Origin of the sequence: Bradyrhizobium sp. WSM1743 (genome assembly GCF_000473065.1) — a bacterium.
In the GTDB taxonomy this organism is placed as follows: domain Bacteria; phylum Pseudomonadota; class Alphaproteobacteria; order Rhizobiales; family Xanthobacteraceae; genus Bradyrhizobium.
This window is the reverse complement of record NZ_AXAZ01000004.1, coordinates 131301-154235: the sequence shown is the minus strand read 5'-3', so window position 1 is coordinate 154235 and position 22935 is coordinate 131301. Positions and strand designations below refer to the sequence as shown.

At 66.7% G+C, this 22935-nt stretch carries 18 protein-coding genes, 1 pseudogene and 2 riboswitches; of the genes and pseudogenes, 2 read left to right on the top strand and 17 right to left on the bottom strand.

The window, feature by feature from the left end:
* Positions 1-89: 89 nt before the first annotated feature.
* The 7 genes and pseudogenes from YU9_RS0105720 to YU9_RS48880 all read right to left on the bottom strand — a co-directional run bounded on the left by YU9_RS0105720 (position 90) and on the right by YU9_RS48880 (position 12595).
* Entirely contained in the window at positions 90-1772 is a 1683-nt protein-coding gene (locus tag YU9_RS0105720) for a long-chain-fatty-acid--CoA ligase (RefSeq protein ID WP_027571916.1), read from the bottom strand.
* Positions 1769-3064, bottom strand: a pseudogene (locus tag YU9_RS41030) (aminotransferase class III-fold pyridoxal phosphate-dependent enzyme). Before YU9_RS41030 ends, YU9_RS0105720 begins: the two are co-directional and overlap by 4 nt.
* A gap of 9 nt (positions 3065-3073) precedes the next feature.
* Positions 3074-4654, bottom strand: coding sequence for a hydantoinase B/oxoprolinase family protein (locus YU9_RS0105710; RefSeq protein WP_027571915.1), 1581 nt, complete (start codon positions 4652-4654; stop codon positions 3074-3076).
* Positions 4651-6660 (bottom strand): hydantoinase/oxoprolinase family protein, encoded by a 2010-nt coding sequence (locus YU9_RS0105705; RefSeq protein WP_027571914.1) that lies wholly within the window; start codon positions 6658-6660, stop codon positions 4651-4653. Before YU9_RS0105705 ends, YU9_RS0105710 begins: the two co-directional genes overlap by 4 nt.
* 535 nt (positions 6661-7195) lie before the next feature.
* A complete protein-coding gene (locus YU9_RS0105700) occupies positions 7196-8644 on the bottom strand; it encodes an NAD-dependent succinate-semialdehyde dehydrogenase (RefSeq protein WP_027571913.1) in 1449 nt (482 codons plus the stop codon).
* Between the two features lie 147 nt (positions 8645-8791).
* The gene (locus YU9_RS0105695; protein ID WP_027571912.1) at positions 8792-10225 is read right to left on the bottom strand and encodes a PepSY domain-containing protein; all 1434 of its coding nucleotides are present in this window, start codon (positions 10223-10225) and stop codon (positions 8792-8794) included.
* 12 nt (positions 10226-10237) lie between these two features.
* Positions 10238-12595 (bottom strand): TonB-dependent siderophore receptor, encoded by a 2358-nt coding sequence (locus tag YU9_RS48880; protein WP_027571911.1) that lies wholly within the window; start codon positions 12593-12595, stop codon positions 10238-10240.
* 114 nt (positions 12596-12709) lie between these two features.
* A riboswitch (cobalamin riboswitch) is annotated at positions 12710-12911 on the bottom strand.
* A 72-nt stretch (positions 12912-12983) separates the two neighbouring features.
* Between YU9_RS48880 and YU9_RS0105685 the strand changes: the two genes are divergently transcribed.
* Positions 12984-13556 (top strand): histidine phosphatase family protein, encoded by a 573-nt coding sequence (locus YU9_RS0105685; protein WP_027571910.1) that lies wholly within the window; start codon positions 12984-12986, stop codon positions 13554-13556.
* On the opposite strand, the gene cobT is transcribed toward YU9_RS0105685, so the two are convergent.
* From cobT to YU9_RS0105645, 8 genes are all read right to left on the bottom strand, one after another.
* Positions 13549-14601 (bottom strand): nicotinate-nucleotide--dimethylbenzimidazole phosphoribosyltransferase, encoded by a 1053-nt coding sequence (gene cobT / locus YU9_RS0105680; RefSeq protein ID WP_027571909.1) that lies wholly within the window; start codon positions 14599-14601, stop codon positions 13549-13551. The genes YU9_RS0105685 and cobT overlap by 8 nt on opposite strands.
* 10 nt (positions 14602-14611) lie before the next feature.
* Positions 14612-15361 carry a precorrin-6A synthase (deacetylating) gene (gene cobF, locus YU9_RS0105675; RefSeq protein ID WP_027571908.1) on the bottom strand — a complete coding sequence of 250 codons (750 nt, stop codon included), beginning with the start codon at positions 15359-15361 and terminating at the stop codon, positions 14612-14614.
* Positions 15362-15407: 46 nt separating this feature from the next.
* Positions 15408-16085, bottom strand: a complete 678-nt coding sequence (locus tag YU9_RS0105670) for an energy-coupling factor ABC transporter permease (RefSeq protein ID WP_027571907.1) — start codon at positions 16083-16085, stop codon at positions 15408-15410.
* 36 nt (positions 16086-16121) lie between these two features.
* A riboswitch (cobalamin riboswitch) is annotated at positions 16122-16342 on the bottom strand.
* A 45-nt stretch (positions 16343-16387) separates the two neighbouring features.
* On the bottom strand, positions 16388-17119 hold the full coding sequence (gene cobA / locus YU9_RS0105665) for a uroporphyrinogen-III C-methyltransferase (RefSeq protein WP_027571906.1): 732 nt from the start codon (positions 17117-17119) through the stop codon (positions 16388-16390).
* Positions 17116-18426, bottom strand: a complete 1311-nt coding sequence (locus tag YU9_RS0105660; protein WP_027571905.1) for a cobyrinate a,c-diamide synthase — start codon at positions 18424-18426, stop codon at positions 17116-17118. The genes cobA and YU9_RS0105660 overlap by 4 nt, the downstream gene beginning before the upstream one ends.
* Positions 18426-19208: a precorrin-4 C(11)-methyltransferase gene (gene cobM / locus YU9_RS0105655; protein WP_027571904.1), complete on the bottom strand. Its 783-nt coding sequence runs from the start codon at positions 19206-19208 to the stop codon at positions 18426-18428. The genes YU9_RS0105660 and cobM overlap by 1 nt, the downstream gene beginning before the upstream one ends.
* Positions 19205-19573: a cobalamin biosynthesis protein gene (locus tag YU9_RS0105650; RefSeq protein WP_027571903.1), complete on the bottom strand. Its 369-nt coding sequence runs from the start codon at positions 19571-19573 to the stop codon at positions 19205-19207. The genes cobM and YU9_RS0105650 overlap by 4 nt, the downstream gene beginning before the upstream one ends.
* Complete coding sequence (locus YU9_RS0105645) at positions 19570-20751, bottom strand: bifunctional cobalt-precorrin-7 (C(5))-methyltransferase/cobalt-precorrin-6B (C(15))-methyltransferase (RefSeq protein ID WP_027571902.1); 1182 nt, start codon at positions 20749-20751, stop codon at positions 19570-19572. The genes YU9_RS0105650 and YU9_RS0105645 overlap by 4 nt, the downstream gene beginning before the upstream one ends.
* On the opposite strand from YU9_RS0105645, the gene YU9_RS0105640 reads away from it, so the two are divergent.
* The gene (locus YU9_RS0105640) at positions 20750-21496 is read left to right on the top strand and encodes a cobalt-precorrin-6A reductase (RefSeq protein ID WP_027571901.1); all 747 of its coding nucleotides are present in this window, start codon (positions 20750-20752) and stop codon (positions 21494-21496) included. The genes YU9_RS0105645 and YU9_RS0105640 overlap by 2 nt on opposite strands.
* Here the strand turns inward: YU9_RS0105640 and cobJ are convergent.
* Together cobJ and YU9_RS0105630 are read right to left on the bottom strand one after the other, a co-directional pair.
* Positions 21472-22206 (bottom strand): precorrin-3B C(17)-methyltransferase, encoded by a 735-nt coding sequence (gene cobJ, locus YU9_RS0105635; protein ID WP_027571900.1) that lies wholly within the window; start codon positions 22204-22206, stop codon positions 21472-21474. The two genes, YU9_RS0105640 and cobJ, sit on opposite strands and share 25 nt — an antisense overlap.
* On the bottom strand, positions 22203-22934 hold the full coding sequence (locus tag YU9_RS0105630) for a precorrin-2 C(20)-methyltransferase (protein ID WP_027571899.1): 732 nt from the start codon (positions 22932-22934) through the stop codon (positions 22203-22205). The genes cobJ and YU9_RS0105630 overlap by 4 nt, the downstream gene beginning before the upstream one ends.
* Position 22935: the final 1 nt, after the last annotated feature.

The following is a 22935-nucleotide window of genomic DNA, read 5'->3' as shown; positions in this document are numbered from 1 at the left end:
TGATCTCTCGGGGGAAGCCGCGGCTTCAAGGATGTTCCAGCGCACGCAGCATAACGCGGCCTCGCGCCGATTTTCCAGCCAAGCAGCTTTCATGCCGTCCGCCCCCATTCGGCGTCCTGCAAAAGCCGCCAGTTGACCTTGTTGCTGGCGGTGCGCGGCAGGGACTCGACGAAGACCACGGCGCGCGGCGCCTTGTAGCTTGCCATCGCGCCGCGCGCCCAGCCGACGATATCGTCCGCCGACGTCGTCGCGCGTGCGGCCTCATCCAGCACCACCAGCGCCTTGACGGTCTCGCCGCGATAGCCGTCCGGCGCCGAGACGATGCAGCACTCGCGGATGGCGCTGTTCTGGTACATCGCCGCCTCGACCTCTGCCGGCCACACCTTGAAGCCGCTGACATTGATCATCCGCTTCAGCCGGTCGACCGCGAAGAAATAGCCTTCGCGATCGCGGTAGCCGAGATCGCCGGTGCGCAGGAACCGCTTGCCGTCGCGTTCGATGAAGGCTTCAGCATCCGCCTGCGGCCTGTTCCAGTAACCCTGCAGCACTTGCGGCCCGTGCACGACGATCTCGCCGACGATGTTGTCGTCGAGCTCGATCAGGCTCTCGGGATCGACGACCCTGGCGTCGGTCTGGTGCACGGCGATGCCGAGGCACTGTCGCTTCGGCGCCGCCATCGGATTGAGGTGGGTCGGCGACATCGTCTCGGTCATGCCGTAGCCCTCGACGAAATCGACACCAAACCGCTCCTTGAGTCGTTCAGCGACCGCGGTCGGCATCGCCGCGCCACCGCCAGTCAGCACCTTGAGCTTCGCAAAGCACCGGTCGCGGAAGCTGGCGCTTGCGAGCACATCCACGATCATGGTCGGCGCTGCGTTCCAGAACGTCACGCCATAGGTCTCGAACAGGTCCGGCAGCAGATCCTTGTCCCAACGCGCCATCAGCAGCAGCGTGGCGCCGGTGACGATGGCGGCATTCATCGACCCCTGCATGCCCGCCACATGGAACAAAGGCATGAAGCCTGTCATCACGTCCGTGTCATCGAGCCCATACCAGCGCGCCTGCAACACCGCGGTGAACAGTGCGCTGCGATGCGTGTGCATGCACGCCTTGGGCTTGCCTGTCGTGCCCGACGTGTAGGGCAGGATCATGAGATCGTTCGGCCCAGCCTCCATCGCACCCGGCCGCAAGCTTTGCGCGATCGCGGCCGACCAGGAATGCCAGCCCGGCGGTGACGGCACCTGCGACGGCGCTTCCGTTACGCATGATGGCAGCGTGTAGGGCGTCGCGGCTGGAACTTCGTCGCGATACTGCGCGACAATCGCATGCGTGATGGCCTCGCCCACGAGCGAGGCAAACACATCGCTCAGCTCGCTGCCGATGATCGCGACACTGGCGCCACTATCCGCAGCGAGATACGCGATCTCGGCGGTCTTGTTCATGGGATTGACAGGGACGATCACGGCGTCCGCCCGCATCACCGCATAATAGGCGATGACATATTGCGGCGAGTTCTGCAGCGCGATCATGACGCGATCGCCGCGCTTGATGCCGCAAACGCTTTGCAGAAAGCCTGCCACGGCATCGACCCGGTCGCGCAGCTCGGCGCAGCTCAGGCTCGCGCCGTAGAACACCGTCGCCGGATGCGAAGGCCGTGCATGCGCGGCTCGCACCAGTGCGTCATAGAGCGTCCCCTCCGGCATCGCCAGATGCCAGGGCTCATCCGCCGGCCAGGCTGGCGAGCGGCGGGATGTTGCGTGATCGACGCTCACCCGTGCTCCTTGTCCGCGATATCGAGGCCGTAATCAAGCGCGTCGAGCAGGAGCGCAGCCTCGCGCTCGGAGATCACAAGCGGCGGCGCCAGGAACAGCGAGGTCTGCTCACCGCTAGTTCCGATCACGGCGCCGGCCTCCAGCGCCCGCTCCGCGACGCGCGAGGCGATCGGCACCTCCGTGGTGTCGGCGTGCCAGTCGCGCCAGTCCGGGCCGTGTAGCTCCACCGTCCAGTGCAGCCCCTGCCCCGCCACGCGCTGCACGCTCGGATGCTTTTGCGCGATCGCAAGCAGGCGGCGGACGAACAGCTTCTCCAGATTTTGCACGTGCTCCAGAATCTTGTCGTCGGTGATGATTTTCAGATAGGCGCTGACGGCCGCCATGCTGATCGGATGACCGCGCAGCGTGCCGTAATTCTGCCAGCTCGTGCCCTTCAGCCGCTCGACGATGTCTTTCGACACCACCACCGCAGCGACCGCCGCCGCGCCGCCCCCGAGCGACTTGCCGAGCGTCACGATATCGGGGCGGCTTTGCGCGCCCTGGAAAGCGAACCAGCGGCCCGCGCGCCCGGCGCCGGTGACGACCTCGTCGGCAATCCAGTAAGAACCGGCCTGCCGCGCACAGCGGGCCACCTCGTCCTGATAGGCGCCGTCGTAGTAGATGCCGCCCTGGGTGTAATCGATGATAGTTGCCGCCGTGTCTGAGAGCCGCCGCGTGGCATCCGCGAGATATTCGCTCGGCGGGGTGTTGTTGGCCGGCCCGCCATAGATCGCGCCATTCGGCGCAGGAAGGATCCGCACCGGCGCCATAGGCGCCGGGAGCTTCGAACCACCGGCATGCACGGCGAGGCCACCGTGCCATTGCGGCTGCACGGTCATTCTGCGCGACAGGCCGGTGATGCCGTGATAGGCGCGCTCGCGCGTCGCCAGTGCTGAGCGCTGCGTCAGTGCCTAGCAGAGCGACAGCGCCATGTCGTTGGCCTCGCTGCCGCTGATGCAGAAGCGCACCGCGCCGACCCAATCCTCTTCGCCCTTGAACGCCGTCGTCATGAGATCGTCGGCGGCCTGCTCGCGTCCGACCCAGGTCCAGCCTTCATTGACGACAGGCGTATCCGCCGCGCGGCGGATCGCCTCCACCATCGCGGGATGGCGATGGCCGAGACCGCCGCCGGTATTGCTGCCGTCGATCAGCTTGCGCCCATCGGACAGGTGGAAGTAGACGCCCTCGCCGCCGACCACGGCCATCGGTGCGGCCTCGCCCGCGTTCAGTCCGGTTCGCAACAATCTGCTCATCGCAATTCCTCACTTCGCAGCTGCAGCACCGTAACCGCCGCCCCCGCACATCTCGATCGTGACGAGATCGCCTTGCTGCAGCACCAGGTTCGACTTACCGTCGATGGCGACGTTCGCGCCCTGCCTGACCAGCGAGATGCGACAGGCCTTGCCGGACTCGCCGCCCTGCATGCCCCAGGGCGCAATCACCAAGCGCTCGATGCAGGTGGTCAGGTGCATCGAGGGCGCGAGGATGCGGTAGGTGCGAACCGAGCCGTCACCGCCGCGGTGCGCTCCCGCGCCGCCGGACTGCCGGCGGATGGCCTGTTGCTCGAGCCGGATCGCGTAATTCGCCTCGATCACCTCAACCGGTGTGTTCGAGGTGTTGGACAGATGCACGCGGGTGGCAGAGATGCCGGGCCGGTCGTGCCGCGCGCCTTCGCCGCCGCCATGGACCTCGTAGAGCATCTTCCATGACCCGTTCGGCCGCGGCTCGGCAAAGAACAGCACGCCCGCGGTGGTCGCCCCGCCCGCCGACAGGCGCTCGGGAATGGTGTCCTGCATGGCGCGGAAGATCGCATCGACAATGCGCATCGACGTCTCGTGGTTGCCGGCAGCAACGGACGCGGTCCAGCCCGGCTCCAGGATCGAGCCGGGGCGCGTGATGATGGTCAGAGGCCGCAGCGCGCCAGCGTTCTGCTGCATGTCGCGTCCGCTCATGATGCGTGCGGCATAGGCCACAGCCGATCGCGCCATGAACGGCGTCGTGTTGCAGAAATTGGAGACGCGGTCGCAGCTGCCGGAGAGGTCGAAGGTCGCCTCGTCGCCGCGAATGGTGATCTTCACGTGGATGCGCGCCGGCGCGTTGTTTTCGCTGCCGTCGTCGAGGTAGTCCTCGCCCTCATAGACGCCGTCCGGCAGGTCGCGCAGTGCCTCGCGCATCTCGATTTCCGAGAGATCGTGCAGGCGCGCCTGCGTCGCCATGAAGACGGCCTTGCCATGCTCGCGGCAGAGCTCGACGATGCGCTTTTCGCCGGCCTTCGTCGCCGCGATCTGGGCCAGAAGATCGCCCTCGCAGGACTCGGCATCGCGAACGTTGGCCTTGAGCAGGTGCACGATCGGCGCGTTGACGCCGGCTGCGGTTGCGATCAGCACCGGCGGAATCCGCATCGCCTCCTGGAACGTGTCGATCGCCTTGGCAAAATAGCTGCCGGGCCAGGTGCCGCCGATATCGGGCCAGTGTGCGAGGCTGACCGCGAAGGCCACGATCTCGCCCTCGAAGAAGACGGGACGCACGACCTTGACGTCATTGAGATGGTTGCCGCCGAGCGGACCCACATTGTAGATCAGCACGTCGCCGTCATTCAGGCCGTCGCGCGGCATCACCTTCAGTAACTCTGGGATGGTATAGGCCATCGCGCCGAGATGGATCGGGATGTCGCGGCCCTGCCCGACCAGGCCGCCGTAGCCGTCGGTAATCGCGGACGATAGGTCGCCGGCCTCGCGCAAGAGCGGCGAGCGCGCGGAGCGGGTCATCACCAGGCTCATCTCCTCGGCCGCGGCTGAGAGCCCGTGCCTGATGACCTCGACGACGAACGGATCGAGCTTCATGCTGCCCCCCGCGTCAGGAAGAGATTGCCGGCGGTATCAGGCTTTGCCTGCCAGCCCGGCGGCACAACCACCGTCGACCACGCGTCTTCGATGATGGCCGGACCGGTAACGGTTTCCGTCAGCGCGGCGCGGTCGATGATTGCTGTCGCGATCTCGTGGAAGCCGTCGAACGAGCAGCTGCGCGTGCCCGTAGATACCGCCCTCACGGCCGTCGTCGGCCGGCTCACGACGGTCGTCGACGGGCGACGGGCCTGCACCCGCACGGATTCGATGACGCAGGGCTCGCCGGTTGCATAGCCGAACAGCTCATGATGCCGCATCAGGAAATCCTGCTTGAGCTTGATGACATCGAGCGGCAGCGTGAACGGCACCGGAACGGCGTCGTTCTGCGCCGCATAGCGCATCAAGGCCACCAACTCGACCTGGATCTCCGCCTTCGCAACGCCATTGGCGATGAGCGGCGCCGAGGCATCGTCAATCAAGGCGTCGATCCGGTCCGACACGCGGGCGAGATCGATGCCGTCGAGGGCGGCGCGAAGGGTCTGCTGCTGGAGGAAGCTGAAATCGGCGGTGAGGCAGCCCAGCGCCGAGAACGCACTCGAGGCGCTCGGCACAACGACCTCCGCAATCCCGTAGAGATCGGCAAGGCCCGCAGCATGCATCGGGCCGCCGCCGCCGAACGCGAGCAGCGTGCAGTCGCGTCCGTCGATGCCGCGCTCGACCGTGACGCGGCGAAGCGCGCGGGCCATGGTCGCGTTCGCGACCTTGATGATGCCGAGCGCCGTTTCGGTGAGGCTCAGCCCAAGTGCGCGCGCGATCGGCTCGATGACACGCTTGGCGCTCTCGATGTCGATGCCGATGCGGTCACCAAGCTTGGTCTCGGGATTGACATAGCCGAGCACGGCATTGGCATCGGTGATGGTCGGCTCATGGCCGCCTCGACCGTAGCACGCCGGCCCCGGTTCGGAGCCGGCGCTCTCCGGGCCGACCGTCAGGCCGCCGGGACCGTTGCGGACGATCGATCCTCCGCCCGCGCCGATGGAATGCACCGCGAGCATCGGCTGGCGCAGCGGCTTGTCGCCGAGCATGCGGCCGTCGGTCATCTCGGCCTGGCCATCCACGATCAGGCAGACGTCGGTCGTGGTGCCACCCATGTCAAACGTCAACATCCGCGAGGTGCCGAGCTGGCGCGCAATGCTGACAGAGGCCGAGACGCCGGCGGCCGGCCCCGACATCGCCATCACCAGCGGCCGTCGCTTCACCGCGGAGATCGGAATCATGGCGCCGGCGGAATGAAACACCTGCAGGCCGGAGCCGATCGGCAGCCGCTGCTCCAGCTCGCTGAGATATTCGACCGCGATCGGCATCGCGGCGGCGTTGAATACGGTTGCCGAGGTCCGCTCATATTCGCGTGCCTCGGGGTTGACCTCGTGCGACAGCGAGACATGGGCGACGACATCCTTGAGCCGCTCGCCGAGCATCTTTTCATGCACCGGATTGGCATAGGCGTGCAGCAGCGCGACCGCGACGCTCTGCACGCCGGTCTCTTTCAGCCACGCCAGCAGGCGCTCGATGTCGGCTTCGTCCAGCGCCCTCAGTACGCGGCCCTCGTGATCGAGGCGCTCGGCAAGCCCGAAGCAGCGTTCGGGCGGAACCAGCGGCGGCGATTTCGGCGCAATGTCGAGACGATAGAGATCGCGGCGGCGATAGCGCGCGATCTCCAGCACATCGGCAAAGCCTTCGGTCGCGACCAGCGCCACCTTCGGCAGCCGGTTCTCGACGATGGCGTTGGTCACGCGCGTGGTGCCATGGACGAAGCGCTTGACCTCGCTCTTGCGTAGGCCCACCGCCTCGATCGCCTCCAGCATTGCCTGAACCGGCGCCTGTGGGCGCGACGGCACCTTCGCAATTCGCGCTTCCGCGGAATCGCGCCGGATGGCGATGATGTCGGTGAAGGTGCCACCGATATCGGTGCCGACCTCCCAGTGATTGCCGGAATCGCTCATCTGCACAGTCAGCTACGCGCGACGTCCGGACCGGACGCCGGGTCCTTCCCGCCCATCGCCGCGTCCAATGTCAAAGCGAGCACGCTCATCGTCATTCCCTGTCATGCCATCACGTACGAGCGTGCGACAGAGCGATGGCCTCGGGATAGGGTCAGAGTTGTCGCAAACCAAAGCGCCACCAAGCCACCGGCATTGCGCGGCGCACCATCGGCTGCACGTTTTGGTGCAGCGCTGCTCGCGCAGAGAGCAGCCGGATACGAAGCAGAAATGTGCAGCGCACCCTTGGATTCTTCGACGCAAATAGAAATGCCCGTTGCACTGCAATCGGCCGCGCAAGGCCGTTTGTCTAATTTGCAGGCGATCGAACTGCGGTGCGGGAGAGAGGACTGACCAGGAGCTATGCACGCAGGTCGGCTCAGCCTCTCTTTATTGTACGGTCAGTAAGCGAGGATATCACCGGCCGCTGGTGGATAACCAGGCGTAGCACCCGGCGCGCCGAACGGGTCGCGCCGGGGTACAGAGATTTCGCGATTGGCTATGCACTCGCCTGGGTGACGAACTTCGTGTTGAGATAACCTTCGATCGCCTCGAGGCCGCCTTCGGAGCCGTAGCCGGAATCCTTGATGCCGCCGAACGGCACTTCGGGCAGCGCGAGCCCGTGATGGTTGATCGAGACCATGCCGCTCTCGATGTCGGCACCGATGGCCTGCATCGTCTTGGTCGAGGTGGTGTAGGCATAGGCCGCCAGGCCGTAAGGCAGACGGTTGGCCTCGGCCACCACCTCGTCATAGCTGCGGAAGGAGGTGATCGGCGCCAGCGGGCCGAACGGCTCCTCGTTCATGATGCGGGCATCGCGCGGCACGTCGGTCAGCACGGTCGGCTCGAAGAAGAAGCCTTCGTTGCCGATGCGCTTGCCGCCGGCTTGCACCTTGGCGCCGCGCTGAACGGCGTCGGAGACGAAGCCTTCCATCGCGTCGACGCGGCGCGGGTTCGCCAGCGGGCCCATGCGGGTGTCCTTGTCGAGGCCATTGCCGACCTTGAGGCTCTTGGCCGCCGCCACGAACTTGTCGACGAAAGGCTCGTAGACGCTCTCATGCACCAGGAAGCGCGTTGGCGAGACGCAGACCTGGCCGGCGTTGCGGAACTTGTTGGCCGACAGAATCTTGGCGGCGTTATCGAGGTCGGCATCCGCGAACACGATCGCCGGCGCGTGGCCGCCGAGCTCCATGGTGACGCGCTTCATGTGCAGGCCGGCGAGCGCGGCCAGATGCTTGCCGACCGCGGTCGAGCCGGTGAAGCTGATCTTGCGGATGATCGGGTGCGGGATGAGATATTCCGACACTTCCGCGGGCACACCGAACACCAGTTGGACGACGCCGGCAGGAATGCCCGCGTCGGCATAGGCGCGCACCAGCTCCATGCAGCTCGCCGGCGTCTCTTCCGGCCCCTTGACGATGATCGAGCAGCCGGCGGCGAGCGCGGCCGAGATCTTGCGCACCGCCTGGTTGATCGGGAAATTCCAGGGCGTGAACGCTGCGACCGGGCCAACCGGCTCCTTGGCCACGAGCTGGGAGACATTGCCCATCCGCGGCGGCACGATGCGGCCATAGGCGCGGCGCGCTTCTTCCGCGAACCAGTCGATGAGGTCGCCGGCCAGCATGGTCTCGCCCTGCGCTTCCACTACGGGCTTGCCCTGCTCCATGGTCATCACGGGCGCAATTTCGGCGGCCCGCGAGCGGATGATGTCGGCGGCCTTGCGCATCAGCTTGTAGCGGTCGAACGGCGAGGTCTTGCGCCAGATGTCGAAGCCGGCTTTGGCCGCCTCCAGCGCGCGGTCGAGATCCGCCTTCGCGGCGTGGGGCGTCTTGCCGATCGGCTGGCCGGTGGCCGGATTGAGGATGTCCTCCGATTTGCCTGACGACCCTTCGGTCCACTCGCCGGCAATGAACATCTGAACTTTCGGGTACATCCGTGCTGCCTCCATGATTTGCGGTCGTCGTCTGGATTGGCTCCCGCCGTTCCAAGCCGGCGCAGAGCTACACCGAAAGCCGGCAGGCGAAAAGAGACCGTGCTGCCGCTCAGCGCATCGCTGCTCTGCCAACCCATACCGTGCCCGCAGTTGCGGCCTGCTTTAGGCTGCCAGCGAAGCCCGCAAGCGTCGCCAACCGATGACGATGCCAGTGATGGAGAACGTCAGTCCGAGCATACAGAGGCCGACAATGAGAGCATCACGCAGCCGCGCATGAGCCAGCAGAATCGGAAAATCAAGCGTGTGCAGCGCACTGTAAAGCCAGCGATACGCGCGTCGCGACGGGTCCAGTCTTTGCAGCACGCTGCCATTGGCTGCATCGACATCGAACCAGAGATCGCCGCAGGTCGAGCGGTAGACAGGAGCCCCCGGAATGCTGGATTGCGCCGGATAGTTGTCATTGCCGGCGAGCACGAACGGTGCGGCGCAGCCGGCGGCGAGGCGCGCCGTCAGATTCCCGATCTCCTGCACATCCAGGAATGCCACCGGTTCATCGCGCGGCGCCTCCCCCACCTTGGTCAACATCTGACGACTGAGATCAACCCGATCGCGGCGGTAGACTTTACCGTTGAAGGCGAACCATTCGACCTCGCGAGTCGAGGGTGACGTTGGCTGCAGATCGAGCGATGAAGCGTCTCGCCAATCCGGGGCGGCATCGACCACGCCGGCCTCTGTTGGAGTTAATTGCCCGTGCGAGAACAATCGGCCGTGATCCATCGAGAGCCAGCCGCTGAGAATCCAGGTCAGCAGGAACAGCATCGCCGCGAGGCCAATCAGGTGATGCAGCGCATGCCAGCCACGGTACGGCGAGGCGGTTTGGCCTTCGCGAAACCTGATCCGCACGATTCCGAGCACCGCACCAAGCAATGCTGCGATCAAGGCCAGCAGCGACAGTGTCCAGACCACCCGATCCCACAGCGCCCAGTTGCTTCGCAGAACCGTCGGATAAATCCAGTGCAGCACACTGCCGGCCCAATTCCACCCGCGCTCGCTGCGCGTCGTATCGAGCACCACCTCGCCGGTCGGTGACGAGACATAGATCTCCGTTCCGGCGGCATCACCGAAAGCGGCGCGAAACAACGGTCGATGGCGATCAAAACCGTTCGGCACGCTCCATTGATCGTAGTCGGAACGAGCGACGATCGCAGCCCGCAGCGCGTCGAGCCCGCGCCGATCCGCGTGGCTTTGCACGACCGTGAGCGCGACATCGACGGACGTCACCGACCCGTCCGCTCCGTCGGAGGCGCGGACCGCACGCGAACGGGACGGTCCCGACACGATGTAGACTGGTCCATCACCCCGCTGGATCAGCCGAACGCGCGTGGCATCGGCGATCCCGCTCGCCGCAACGGCCTCCGCCACCGAGATCCTCGGCCCGCCGCGATCCAGCGGCGCGAGGCCGGCAAATCGCTCCGCTTCCGTCAGCGATGGAAACGGAACGAAGTGCATGACGATTCCAGTCGCGAACCACATCGCGAACAGCAGGCAGAACGCGATCCCGAGCCAGCGGTGCGAGACGACGATCGCGCTCATCATCGGCAGAAGGCCTCACCATTTGAACGCAGCGGAGATCTCATAGGTGCGCGGCGCGCCCAGGAGGATCTGATCGGGATAGAACGGATCGCCCCAGATCGCGTAGCGCTTGTCGGTGATGTTGCGCACACGGAAGGTCAGGCGAGCCTGCTCGACCGCATTGAACACCGTCCTGGGGATGTCGACGAAGGCATAGACGTCGGCCACCGTGTACGCCTTCATCGTCACGACGTTGGCATCGGTGTTGTAGCGGTCTCCGACATGGCGGCCGGTGATGCCGAGCTCCACCGGCCAGGGCGTAAAGAACCGCCAGGACGCACCGGCATTCGCCACGATGCGCGGCACGTTCGGCGGCGTGTTGCCGGAGAACGAGCCGCCGGTGAAATTGTAGTCGGCGTAGCGGGCATCGACATAGGCGATGTTGCCCCAGAGACGCAACGGCTCGATCGGCCGCACGGAGGCGGCAAGCTCGACACCCTTTGACTCCTGCCGTCCGGCGATATTCAGCTGCATGCCGCCCGCCGCCGCATAGACGTTCTTGCGCAAGATGTCGTAGGCCGAGAACGACCATTCCGCCCTGTTGTCCCAGAACAGATGCTTGACGCCGGTCTCATAGGTGCGCGACGTGGTCAGGTCGAGCGGCTGGGTCGGCAACAGCAGGAAGATGTTGTTGGCGGATACGTCGGCACCGGTGGCGTACTGGCTGAAGAAGGTCAGGCCTGGAACGGCCTCCCAGGTGTAGCCGATGCGGCCCGTCACCGGCGCCCAGTCTTTCGTGAACGGGAAGCCTGCTTTCACAAGCCCGGCAGGGTCGGTCGAATTGCGATCAAGCCCGATATGCTCGACCCGCAGGCCGCCGATCAGCGCGAAGCTGCGCGTCAGCTTCAGCCGATCCTCGAACGACAGAGCCTCGTTGTCGATGCGCGCCGTCTGCTGCTTGGTTGTGAGCAGGCCGTAGAAACCTCGGTTGGGATCGACCAGCGAAACGGAATCGCCGGGAAAGTTTGCCGCGCCGGGCCTGACGAAATCGAGATAGCTCGACGAGAGCGTCGTCACCAGCCGGTTGTCGAATCCTGCGATGTTCGTGTCCCAGATCAGGTCAGTGATGTTGCCGACCAGACGCTGGCTGTGCGCGACATAGAAGCGCTCGCGATCAACGAGGTTCGTGGTGGAGTTGAACGCCTCGATCTCGTTGTTGAACCAGGTCCGTTCTGCGCCGTAGCCATAGGCCTGGCTCTTCAGCGTCAGATCGGGCGCGAGCTTCAGCTCGAAGCCGCCGCGCAACCACACTTCCTGGGCGACGTTACGGTTGTCGAGGACGTTGTAATTGGTTTTGAAGGTGCGGTCGTCGACGGTGACGGCGCCAAGATTCGTTCCGTTGTAATTCGAGACGTAGTTGCCGGAGACGATCCCAGTCGTCGCGTGCGAGCCGCTGAAGGCGACCGGCACCAGCGGCGCGCCCCAATAGGCTTTCGAGCGATCCTCCCGGTACTCGAGCGCGCCCCAGATCTTGAGGCTGTCGGAGATGCGGTAATTGAGCTGGCCGGACGTGCCGAACGTCTTGATGTTAGTATCGTCGGCAAAGCCGTTGAGCGTGGAGCGGCTGATGTCGAAGCGATAGTCCAGCCCCTGCACATTCGTGCTGCCGCCGGAACCGTAATGCGCACGGAACGAGTTCAGCGAGTCCCAGGAGAAGTTCGCCTCGTTCCGGATCGCTCCGGTGTGCGGTTGCTTGGCGACGAAGTTGATCGCGCCGCCCGCGGCGCCCTCGCCCGAGATCAGCGAGGCCGGACCTTTCAGGAATTCCACGGCCTCCAGATTGGCGGTGTCGACGATCCGCGAGGTCATGTTCTGCGGACCGATCTTGATGCCGTTGTAGAGCGTGTTGATCTGGCTGTTGGTGAAGCCGCGCATGGCGAAGGCCGAAGGCTCGGCCGGGTTGTCGCCGGAGGTGACGCCGACCGCGCCCTGCGCCACCTCGGACACGGTGCGATAGCCCTGCTCGCGCATCGTCGCGGCCGAGATCACCTCGACCGTCGCGGGCGTCTGCCGCACGGTCAGGCCAAGCCGCGAGGCGCTTTCGGCAACGGCATTGGTGTTGAGCGGGGTTTGCGCCGTCGAAGCCGGCATAACAGGCTTGGACGCTGCGGATACAGCCGCTGGCCTGCGCACTACCGTGCGGCGTGCGCTCTGCGCCTCCCGTGCAACCGGTTTGGCCGGCTTGCGCGGTTGGGCGGGCGACACCTCGACGGGTGGCAGCGGCTCTCGGGCCTGCTGCGCCAGTGCGGCCGGCAGATCAACAACGGCAAGGAATGTGAACGCGGCGGAGGCAAGCAGGAAGCGGCGCGGTCGCGCGATACGGATGGAAGACACGGAACAAAACCTCGGTATGACGTCAGTGGCACGTCACAGCGAACGAGGTCTCACCTTTGGCCTTGCAGCCGTCCGATGAAGCCGAATGTCTGTACTCCCCGACCGACATCTTCGCGTGTGACCACGGCTGACGGCAGGTCTCCTGGCTCGCGGGTCATCACCGCTTCGTCGCCTTCCCGGGGCCGAGGACCCAGTGGCTTGTGACGAAGGATTATCCGCTCACAGTTGCGGGGGCAGCCACGGTATTGGGGACAACGCCCCGCACCGCATTCCCTTTTCATTCCCTCTCGGGAAAACCGTCGCGAGCATCTAGGATTACGATCAAGACGGAGTCAATGTGCAAGCTGCGGCGATATTGCCACAGCCACCAACTTCCCCGGAGATTTGCATGGAAGGCGCGACCTTCCTCTGGCTGATCCGACATGCCCCTGTCGACGGCGTCAAAGGGACGATCCATGCGGTCGATGCGCCGGCGGACCTGACCGACCGCGCGCAACTGGAAGCGCTGCGACAACGCCTGCCGCGGGATGCTGGGAGCTATGCCAGCCCGTCGCGGCGCACGGTCGAGACGGCGCGCGCACTGGGGCTCGAACCGGAGTTGGTCAGCGAATTCCGCGAGCAGGATTTCGGCGACTGGACCGGTCATCGGCACGACGAGCTCGCTGCGACCGGTCGCAATGACTATGCGCAGTTCTGGCGCGATGCGGCGCGCGGACGGCCGCCGAACGGCGAGAGCTTTGCGGATCAGGTCGCCCGCGTCCGGCTGGGTCTGTCGCGGATTGGCGCAGGCTCCGCAGCGCTGGTCGTACATTCCGGCACCATCCGCGCCGCGCTCTGCATCGCGCTGGACCTGACGCCGCAAGCCGCCTTGCGCTTCGTGATCGATCCGCTGTCGCTCACCCGGATCGATCGGCTCGCGGGCGGCTGGCGCGTCGTCTCGGTCAACCAGCGGATCAGTTAGGCCGATCCGGTACGTTGGCCTGCGCGAACGTCGCCATGCCATTGTGAAGCGCACAGGCCGAGCGGACCAGCGGCAGCGCGATGGCCGCGCCCGATCCCTCGCCAAGCCTGAGATCGAGGCTGATCAGCGGCTGCACGTTCAGCGCACGCAACACCAGCCGATGTCCCTGCTCCGCCGATTGATGCGAGGGCAACAGAAACGGTTGACACGACGGATTGAGGCGCGCCGCCGCCAGCGCCGCGACCGACACGATGAACCCGTCGATCAATACGGGAAGGCGGCGCTGCGCGGCCGCGATGATGGCACCTGAGATCGCCGCGATCTCGAGGCCGCCGACGGCATACAGGATCTCCTCGACCGAGGCTCCGGCAATGCCGTGGCGCGCGATCGCCGCATCGATCACCCGCGCCTTGTGCGCCCGGCCGGCCGCATCGACGCCGGTCCCGCTGCCCGCGATCTCCTCGGCGCTCACGCCAGCCAGGCTCGCGGCAATCGCCGCTGACGTCGTGGTGTTGCCGATGCCCATCTCGCCGAAGATCAACAGATCGGGCTGACTGGCCTCGGCGCGCGCCACCGCGCGCTGGCCGGCCTCGAAGGCGAAGGCCAATTCCGCCGGCGTGAGCGCAGCCTCGACGCTGAAATCGCGCGTGCCGCTGCGCGGCTTGTCGGTGACGATTCCCGCCATCTGCTCCTCGGCCAGCGTGCCGGCGTCGACCACCTCGAGGCTCGACCCCAGCTCGCGCGCCAGCACCGAGATCGCGGCGCCTCCGGAGGCAAAATTCGCCATCATCGCGATAGTAACGGCTTGCGGATAGGCCGACACGCCCTGCGCGACGATGCCGTGGTCGCCCGCGAAGATGATGATCGGGACCCGCGCGGCGCGCGGCTGCTCGGTGGCCTGCAAGCCCGCAAGCTCGATCGCGAGCTGCTCGAGCCGGCCGAGCGCGCCGGTCGGTTTCGTCAGTTGCGCTTGCCGCGCAATGGCCGCCGCGCGAGGGACCGCGGAGACCTCGGGGCAGTTCTGGTAAACCCATTCGGGAAGCATGCTGCCTCGCTCAACGCCTGCGTTTGAGAATATAGCTGTCCATGATCCAGCCGTGCCGCTCGCGCGCCTCTTGCCGCAACGCGACGATGCGCGGACCGACCTCGGCCAGCGCGCCGGACAAGATGATCTGATCGGGCATGCCGAGATAGGCGCCCCACCAAATGTGGAGCCCGGCCGGATCGAGCGATTGAAACGCCGTGCCGCCGTCGAGCATCACCACCACAGTATCGACGCCCTGCGGCCAGCCGCCGTCGCGCAAGCGCCGCCCTGTCGTGACCAGGAACGGCTCGCCGATGTCGTTGAGCGGCAGCGCATGCGCCGCGCACAGCGCCTGGATCGAGGTGATGCCCGGCACGACTTCGATCTTCGGCAAGGGATCGAGCCGGCGCGCAATGCGCAGCGAGGAGTCGTAGAGCGACGGATCGCCCCAGATCAGCAGCGCGACCTTGCCGTCGCCTGCGAGATGCCTCGCGATCGTCTGCGACCAGGTCGCGGCAACCGCATCGTGCCAATCGTTCACGCCCTTGCGGTAATCGGCTTCGCCTGCGTCGCGCACAGGAAGATCGAATTCGGCGACGGCCGTCTTGTCGCTGGTGAGCACGTCGGCGCAGATCGTCCGTCTGAGATCAGCGAGATCAGACTTCGCAGTCCCCTTGCGCGGGATCAGGACGAGATCGGCCGCGTTGATGGCGGCAATCGCGGCGCGCGTGAGCTGCTCGGGATCGCCGCAACCGATGCCTATCAGGGAGAGCGTGAGCATCACGAGCGCGATGGGCGGTCGCAGCGGCCGCCCTTTCGCTTGTCTCTCAGGCCGCGTTGTGCAGGCGCGGCGTGACGAGGCCGGGCGCAGTGACGCCACGCAGCGACTTCGCCAGCGCCAGCACGGCGAGATCGGCGAGCGGCTCGATCACGATGACCAGCGCATAGGACCCGGCAAACGCCGCGATGTTGGCGAGGTTGGTCGCACCGAAGCCGGAGCCGTAGAGCGCCCAGAACGCCACCCAGGCGACGATGCCGGACTGATAGGCGGTGGAGAGCGCCAGCGCCTGACGATACTTCAGGTCGACATAAGCGGTGTTGCGCGGAATGATCCGCGTGGCGAGCGCCTTAATCGCGAACAGCGGCACCAGGAGGGTGGTGACGTTCATGCCATATTGCGGCAGGTCGGTCGGCACGAACAACACGCCCTGGAGCAGGAGGCCGAGCGCGAGGCCGAAGGCCGCGGGCGCAGCACCGAACAGCAGGAACAGGGTCGAGCCGAGGATAAAGTGCACCTCGGACACCCCGACGGGGAAGTGCGGCAGGATCTGGAAGAAGGTGAAGACGAGGCCCGTGGTAGCGAGCGTGCGCGCCGCGAACGAGCCAACGCCCTGCTCGCGCACGGTTTCGGCCGCAAGCTTCAGCGCTACGCCGCCTGCGGCGATGCCGGTTGCATAACTCAACACGAGCTTGGCGCCCGTCACGATTTCGGGTTCGATATGCATGGCTCAATTCCTTCCTGCCGTCACACCCGACGGCCTTGGCCTCAAAACATGCACGGCCGGTCTCCTGGCTCGCGGTTCACTGGGGTTCACCGGCCTTCCCGGACCCTGCGGCCCAGTGGCTGATTGGAGTCCCTCACCGCTTACAGTCGCGGGGGCGGCTGGGGTTTTGGGCGCCGCAACTGGGTCCGCCCACCCCCATTCCCGATTATGCTCCGGCGCTTTGCGCCGCGTCGAGCACCATGCCTCTCCTGTGTGCCCCTTTCGCGGAGCCGGCGTCAAGGGGCGAAGGGTGGCCGCGGCCGTCATGACGGATAATCCCCCGCCAGCGCGCCGAACAGGATCACGGCCGCGGTGGAAGCGGCGCCGCCGCGCGCAAGCTGCTCGGCAAGCTCGGCAATGGTGGTGCGGACCAGCCGTTCGTCAGACCGCCCAAGGGATTCGGCGAACAACGCCGGGGTGTTGGGGGCGAGGCCGCGCGCGATCAATTTTGCGGCAAGCGCCGGAAAGGTGCGCCGGCCCATATAGACCACGGTCGTGGCCTCGGGATCAGCCAGCGCCGCCCAATTCAGGTTGGGCGGCAGCTCGCCCGTGATGTCAGCACCGGTGATGAACTGCACCCGGCGGGAGGTATGCCGACGGGTCAGGGGAATGCCGGCCTGAGCGGCGGCGACACAGGCGGATGTCACACCGGGAACGATCTCGTAGCCGATGCCGGCTTCGCGCAGCGTTTCCAGCTCCTCCTCGAGCCGGCCGAAAATTCCGGCATCGCCCGACTTCAGCCGCACCACGCGCGCGCCGGTTGCGGCATAGTCGACCAACAGACGATTGACGTGGTGCTGCTTGGTCGAAGGCCGCCCTGCTCGCTTTCCGACCGCGACGAGATTGGCGCCGGGCCGGGCGAGATCGAGGATCGCGCCGGAGGCAAGATCGTCATAAAGCACGACATCGGCCTCGCGCAGCCGCGCGGCGCCCTTCACCGTGAGGAGCTCGGGATCGCCGGGACCGGCGGAAACGAAAGAGACAAAACCGCTCACCGGTCCTCCGCGATCAGATGAAAGAATGTGCCGGTGGCACGGCCGCGCCGCGAGCCGGTCTCGGCGATGACCGCGCCCGTTGCGTCGTGCACGACCGCCAGCGGCGTATCGGGCTCGGCAAGGATGGTCGAATAGTGGAACTCGTGGCCGCGCAGGCGCACACCGACCTCATGCCCCGGCATCGGCGCGGCCAGTTCGGCAAGACGATAGCCCAGATGCATGCGGCGCTTGGCAAAGCTGGTCTCCAGGCCGAGCAACCCCGCCATCTCATGGCGGACACCGTCGGCGTCGGTCAAAGCGGCACCCAGCACCATATAGCCCCCGCACTCGCCATGCACGGGCCGCGTCTCCGCGAAGGCGCGCAGGCCGCTGCGAAAGCGTGCATTGGCTGCGATCCTGCCGGCATGAAGCTCGGGATAGCCGCCGGGCAGCCAGCATACGTCGGCGCTCGCGTCTGGCGCTTCATCGGCCAGCGGCGAGAACGGCACGATCTCGGCGCCCGCCGCGCGCCAGGCCTCCAGCATATGCGGATAGACGAAGGAGAATGCCGCATCGCGGGCCAGTGCGATGCGCTGGCCGGGCGGCGTCACGTTGAGGCCATTCGCCGCAGCGTGTGGCGACCAGCCGGCCGCGGATCGCAGCACGGCATCGAGATCGACATGCTCGGCGACAAAGCGCGCGGCCTCGTCGATCAGCTTGCCGATCTCCGCCTGCTCCTCGGCCTGCACGAGACCAAGATGCCGCTTCGGCAGGCTGATCTCGGCATGGCGCGGCAGCGCGCCGAACACGGCGATGCCGGCATCGTTCAGCGCACGCCGCACGAGATCCTCGTGCCGTGGGCTGGCGACGCGGTTGAGCACGACGCCGGCAAGACGCACGCCGGCGCGGTAATCGCGAAGACCTGCGGCGATCGCTGCCGCAGTCTGCGCTTGTCCGGAGGGATCGATCACCAGCAGTACAGGCCAGCCCAGCATCTCCGCGATATCGGCGGTGGCACCGGTGCCGGAGACGCCGCGTGCGGCCACGCCGTCGAACAGGCCCATCGAGCCTTCGGCGAGCACGACATCGGCGTCCGCACCGCGGCTGACGAGATGCGCAATCGCTGCGCCGTCCATCGCCCAGCTGTCGACGTTGACAGAGGCGCGTCCCGTGGCGGCGGCGTGGAAGGCGGGATCGATGTAGTCGGGGCCGCTCTTGAAGCACTGCACGTTCAGGCCCCGATTGCGCCAGGCACGGGCGAGCGCCAGCGTCAGCGTCGTCTTGCCGACGCCTGAAGCAGGTGCGGAGATGACGAGCGCTGCCGCCATCACGACGCCTCCGGAAAGCGCGGCGCGGCACCGACCGGCCGGTAGCGGCGATCGTAATCGACGGCATAGAGCCGGCTCTCGTCAAAATCCGCAGCACCAAGCGTCCTGCCGACCAGGATCAACGCGGTGCGCTCCATCTCGCCGCCCACAGCCGCATCGAGCGTCGCAAGCGTCGCGCGCACGATCCGCTGTTCCGGCCAGCTCGCGCGCCACACGATCGCGACTGCGCAGTCTGCGCCGTAATGCGGCGTCAACTCGGCGATGACCTTGTCGAGCAGATGGATCGATAGATGGATCGCGAGCACCGCGCCGGTGGCGGCGAATGCGGCGAGCTTCTCGCCCTCGGGCATCGCGCTGGCGCGGCCGGGCGTGCGCGTCAGCACTACGGTCTGAGCCAAACCGGGCAAAGTCAGTTCGGCCTCTAGCGCCGCCGCGGCAGCCGAGAACGAAGGCACGCCGGGTGTCACTGTGTAGGAAATCCCGAGCGAGCGCAAACGGCGCAGCTGCTCGCCCATCGCCGACCAGATCGAGAGGTCGCCGGAATGCAGCCGCGCGACATCCTTGCCCTCGGCATGTGCGCCAGCGATTTCGGCGATGATCTCGTCGAGCGACAACGGCGCGGTGTTGACGATGCGCGCACCGGGCGGGCAATGCGCCAAGACACCTTCGGGTACCAGCGAGCCGGCATAGAGGCAGACCGGACAGGCCGCGATCAGATCACGGCCCCGCAGCGTCAGCAAATCGGGCGCGCCGGGCCCGGCGCCGATGAAATGGACGGTCATGGGCCGTCTCCTTCCGCGATTGCGGCAGTGGCCGTGCGATCCTGCGAGACCACGCGCGTCGCAATGAGCCGGGCCCCAGGGCCGGCAGCGGCGAGCGCCGCGGCTTCGGCAACAGATCCCGTGCCGAACTTTTGCGCGACGAGCTCCGATTGCGTGAGCGTGTCGATGCCGGCCAGTATCTCGATCGGAACGGCCCTGATCGGCACACCGCACTCGCGCGCGAGTTGCTTCAGCGCCGCGGTATCCGCCTTGTCGCCGACAGTTGCCACCGCGGCGATCCCTTCGGGCCCGCCCGCCGCCAGCAGCGCCTCGCGCAGCGAAGCCAGCGTCACATCGCGCCTGAATCCGAGCCCGGCGACCTTCATCGGACCACACCCCACTGCACCACCGGCCGCGCCGCCTCCCAGGAGCGATAGCGGCCGAGGGGCGCGGCATGCGCGATCTCCACCCGCATCAGCTCGCCGCCGTGGCGCTGATGCAGCTCGCCGAGCAGCGCTTCCGTCTCCAACGTCACGGAATGGGCGACCAGCCGCGCTTTTGGCGCGAGCCGCGACCAGATCGCATCGAACATCGCGCTATCAAGGCCGCCGCCGATGAAGACGGCGTCCGGGGCCTCCAGCGTAGCGAGGGCTTCGGGCGCTTTCCCGGTGACAACAGTGATCCGATGCACCAGCCCGAACGCGGCCGCATTCTTGTGGATATTCTCCACGCGATCCTCTCGCGCCTCGACGGCCGTCGCCGTTCCCCCGCACAGCGCCCACTCGACCGAGATCGACCCCGATCCGGCGCCGATATCCCACAGTCGCTCGCCCGGACGCGGCGCCAGCGCCGAGAGCGCCAGCGCGCGGACCGGCCGCTTGGTGATCTGGCCGTCATGGACGAAGAGATCGTCTGACAGGCCCGAGCTACGGGGAATGCCCTGCGTCCCCACCGCCAGCAGCGCCACCGCGACCAGATCTCCAGCAATGTCCTCGGCAAAGCGGTCGACGCGATGCTGGTCAATGTATTCGCGTGGGCCGCCAAGCGCCTCGAGCGTCCACAACAGTGAAGCGCCCCATCCGCGTTCCGTCAGCCACTTCGCGAGGTCGCTAACCGCCGTTGCATCGCGCACGAGGCAGATGATGCGCGCATCTCGCGCCAGATGCGGCACCAGACGCTCGAACGGGGCCGCATGAAGGCCGATGCACGTCACAGACTCCAGGCGCCAGCCCAGCCGCGCGGCCGCAAGCGAAAAGGTCGATGGCGCGGGGTACGCGATCCACTCGTCGCCATCGAGCTTCTCGGCAAGGCTTGCGCCGGCGCCATGCCAGAACGGATCACCGGAGGCGAGCACCGCGGTCGGACGGCCACGGCAGTTCAACACGACGTCTGCGTCGAACGGCATCGGCCATGGGCGGCCGCGGCCGGTTATGCCGGCGAGCGCAAGATGGCGCTTGCCGCCGAACACGGTTTCGGCATCATCGAGCGCCTTTCGGCTTGCCTCCGACAGCCCGGCAAGGCCATCTTCGCCGATACCGATGATGGTCAACCAGGGATCAGCCATGACGCGCGCCCTCATTCTGGGCGGAACGAGCGACGCGAGCCTGCTCGCAGCGGCGATCGCGTGCGCTGGTATTGACGCCGTGTATTCGTACGGAGGCCGCACCCGCGCGCCGGCCGACCAGCCGCTGCCGACCCGCATCGGCGGTTTTGGCGGCGTGAGCGGCCTTGCCGACTATATTCGTCGTGAGGGCATCACGCATGTCATCGACGCGACGCATCCCTTCGCGGCCGAGATGAGCCGGAACGCGGTCGAGGCGTGTGCGGAGACCGGCACGCCCTTGATTGCGTTGGAGCGCGCGCCCTGGACCAAAGCTCCTGGCGACGATTGGATCGAAGTCGTCGACGTCCACGCCGCCGTCGCCGCGCTGCCCAACGCGCCGGCAAACGTGTTCCTCGCCATCGGCCGCCAGCACATCGCGCCGTTCGCGGCCAAGTCGCAGCATTCCTACACGCTGCGCTTCGTCGACCCGCCCGAAGCGCCCCTGCTCTTCGCGGCCGATGTGATCGTGTCGCGTGGACCCTTCACCCTCGACGGAGAGCTGGAGATGCTGCGCACGCGCGGCATCGCATGGATCGTCGCCCGCAATTCCGGCGGCGACGGTGCGCGCGCCAAGATCGACGCTGCCCGCATGCTCGGCCTCCCCGTGGTCATGATCTCGCGACCGCAACTGCCCGAACGGTTGCGGGTCGAGAGCGTCACGGAGGTGATGCAGTGGCTCGGTCATCGGACCTGCCTCGGTGCATAGATCCAGCGGCCGACGCGGCGCGTCTGCGAGTTGCCGACGATCACCAGCGTGCGCATGTCGGCCATCTCGGGCCGCGCCTCGTTCAGCGTGACGGTCTCGATCTTTTCATTGGGCGTACTGATCGCGTGGGCGAAGATCACGAAGCGCTCGCCGCAGCCGGCTTCCTTCAGCAGCGCCAGCGCGCGGCCAAAGCCTTCCGGCCGGCTCGCCGAGCGCGGATTGTACATCGCGATGGCAAAATCGGCTTGCGCCGCAAGGCGGAGGCGCTTCTCGATCACCGTCCAGGGCTTGAGATTGTCGGAAAGATTGATCGCGCAAAAATCATGGCCGAGCGGCGCCCCGGCGCGTGCAGCCGCCGCCAGCATCGCCGTGATGCCCGGCAGCACACGGATCGGAAGCTTGCGATATTGCGGCGCCTGTTCGAGCGCCTCGAACACGGCGGACGCCATCGCGAACACGCCGGGATCACCGGAGGACACGACGACGACCTGCCCGCCGTCGGCGGCGAGCCGCAAAGCCTCGCTCGCGCGCTGCAGCTCTTCGCGATTATCGGAGGGATGCAGTGTGAGCCCAGGCCGCGCCGGCACGCGTGCGACATAGGGTGCGTAGCCCAAAATGTCCGTCGCCGTCGCAAGCGCGGCCGAGACTTCCGGCGTCACCAGCGTCTCGCTGCCCGGGCCAAGGCCGGCGATGGTCAGGGTGCCCGTCATTCGGCCGCGTCCAGATGCCGGCCTTTGCCGTGCACGAGCACGATCGCGAAGTAAGGACAGTCGGCCGCATCGATCTCGGCGAGCCGCGCCACGCGCTCGCCCGGCATGGTACCGCGCTCGACCAGCCAGGCGTCGTCCAGCCGGCCCGCGGAGCGAAGCGCGCGGCGCACCTTCGCGAGATTGCGGCCGGTCTTCATGACGACGAGCGCATCGGAATCGCGCATGCGCCGCTCGAGCTCGTCTTCGGCCAAGGTGCCCATCAGCACGGTCGTGACGTCGTCGCCGAGGGCGATCGGCTGTCCGACGCCGTTCCAGCAGCCGACCATCCCGGGAATGCCGGCGATCACCTCGATCTCAACGCGGCCCTGCAGGCGCGTGTGCAGATGCATGAAGGAGCCATAGAAGTAAGGATCGCCCTCGCAGAGCACGACGACGTCGACCGCGCGCGAAAGGCGCGCCAGGCGCTCGGCCCATTCGTCGTAGAAGCCGGCGAGCAGTTGCACGTAGTCAGGACTGTCGAAGGCGATCTCGGTCGTGACAGGATATTCCATGGGATATTCAGTGACGCCGGCAGCGAGCATGCCCTCGACGATGCGTCGCGCCTGACCCGGCCTGCCCTTCTTGCGGAAATAAGCAACATGCTGCGCGCCGCGCACGGTGCGATCGGCGCGCACGCTCATCAAATCAGGATCGCCTGGGCCGAGACCGCAGCAAATGATGCGCCCCATG

Bases quoted from the DNA above. Each gene is read 5' to 3' on its own strand.
- YU9_RS0105670 (WP_027571907.1), bottom strand. From the start codon at position 16,085: ATGCATATCGAACCCGAAATCGTGACGGGCGCCAAGCTCGTGTTGAGT.
- YU9_RS0105640 (WP_027571901.1), top strand. From the start codon at position 20,750: ATGACGCGCGCCCTCATTCTGGGCGGAACGAGCGACGCGAGCCTGCTC.
- cobF (WP_027571908.1), bottom strand. From the start codon at position 15,361: ATGCTCACGCTCTCCCTGATAGGCATCGGTTGCGGCGATCCCGAGCAG.
- YU9_RS0105685 (WP_027571910.1), top strand. From the start codon at position 12,984: ATGGAAGGCGCGACCTTCCTCTGGCTGATCCGACATGCCCCTGTCGAC.
- YU9_RS0105645 (WP_027571902.1), bottom strand. From the start codon at position 20,751: ATGGCTGATCCCTGGTTGACCATCATCGGTATCGGCGAAGATGGCCTT.
- YU9_RS0105710 (WP_027571915.1), bottom strand. From the start codon at position 4,654: ATGAAGCTCGATCCGTTCGTCGTCGAGGTCATCAGGCACGGGCTCTCA.
- YU9_RS0105660 (WP_027571905.1), bottom strand. From the start codon at position 18,426: ATGGCGGCAGCGCTCGTCATCTCCGCACCTGCTTCAGGCGTCGGCAAG.
- YU9_RS0105705 (WP_027571914.1), bottom strand. From the start codon at position 6,660: ATGAGCGATTCCGGCAATCACTGGGAGGTCGGCACCGATATCGGTGGC.
- cobT (WP_027571909.1), bottom strand. From the start codon at position 14,601: ATGCTTCCCGAATGGGTTTACCAGAACTGCCCCGAGGTCTCCGCGGTC.
- YU9_RS0105700 (WP_027571913.1), bottom strand. From the start codon at position 8,644: ATGGAGGCAGCACGGATGTACCCGAAAGTTCAGATGTTCATTGCCGGC.
- cobM (WP_027571904.1), bottom strand. From the start codon at position 19,208: ATGACCGTCCATTTCATCGGCGCCGGGCCCGGCGCGCCCGATTTGCTG.
- cobJ (WP_027571900.1), bottom strand. From the start codon at position 22,206: ATGACGGGCACCCTGACCATCGCCGGCCTTGGCCCGGGCAGCGAGACG.
- YU9_RS0105630 (WP_027571899.1), bottom strand. From the start codon at position 22,934: ATGGGGCGCATCATTTGCTGCGGTCTCGGCCCAGGCGATCCTGATTTG.
- YU9_RS0105695 (WP_027571912.1), bottom strand. From the start codon at position 10,225: ATGATGAGCGCGATCGTCGTCTCGCACCGCTGGCTCGGGATCGCGTTC.
- YU9_RS0105650 (WP_027571903.1), bottom strand. From the start codon at position 19,573: ATGAAGGTCGCCGGGCTCGGATTCAGGCGCGATGTGACGCTGGCTTCG.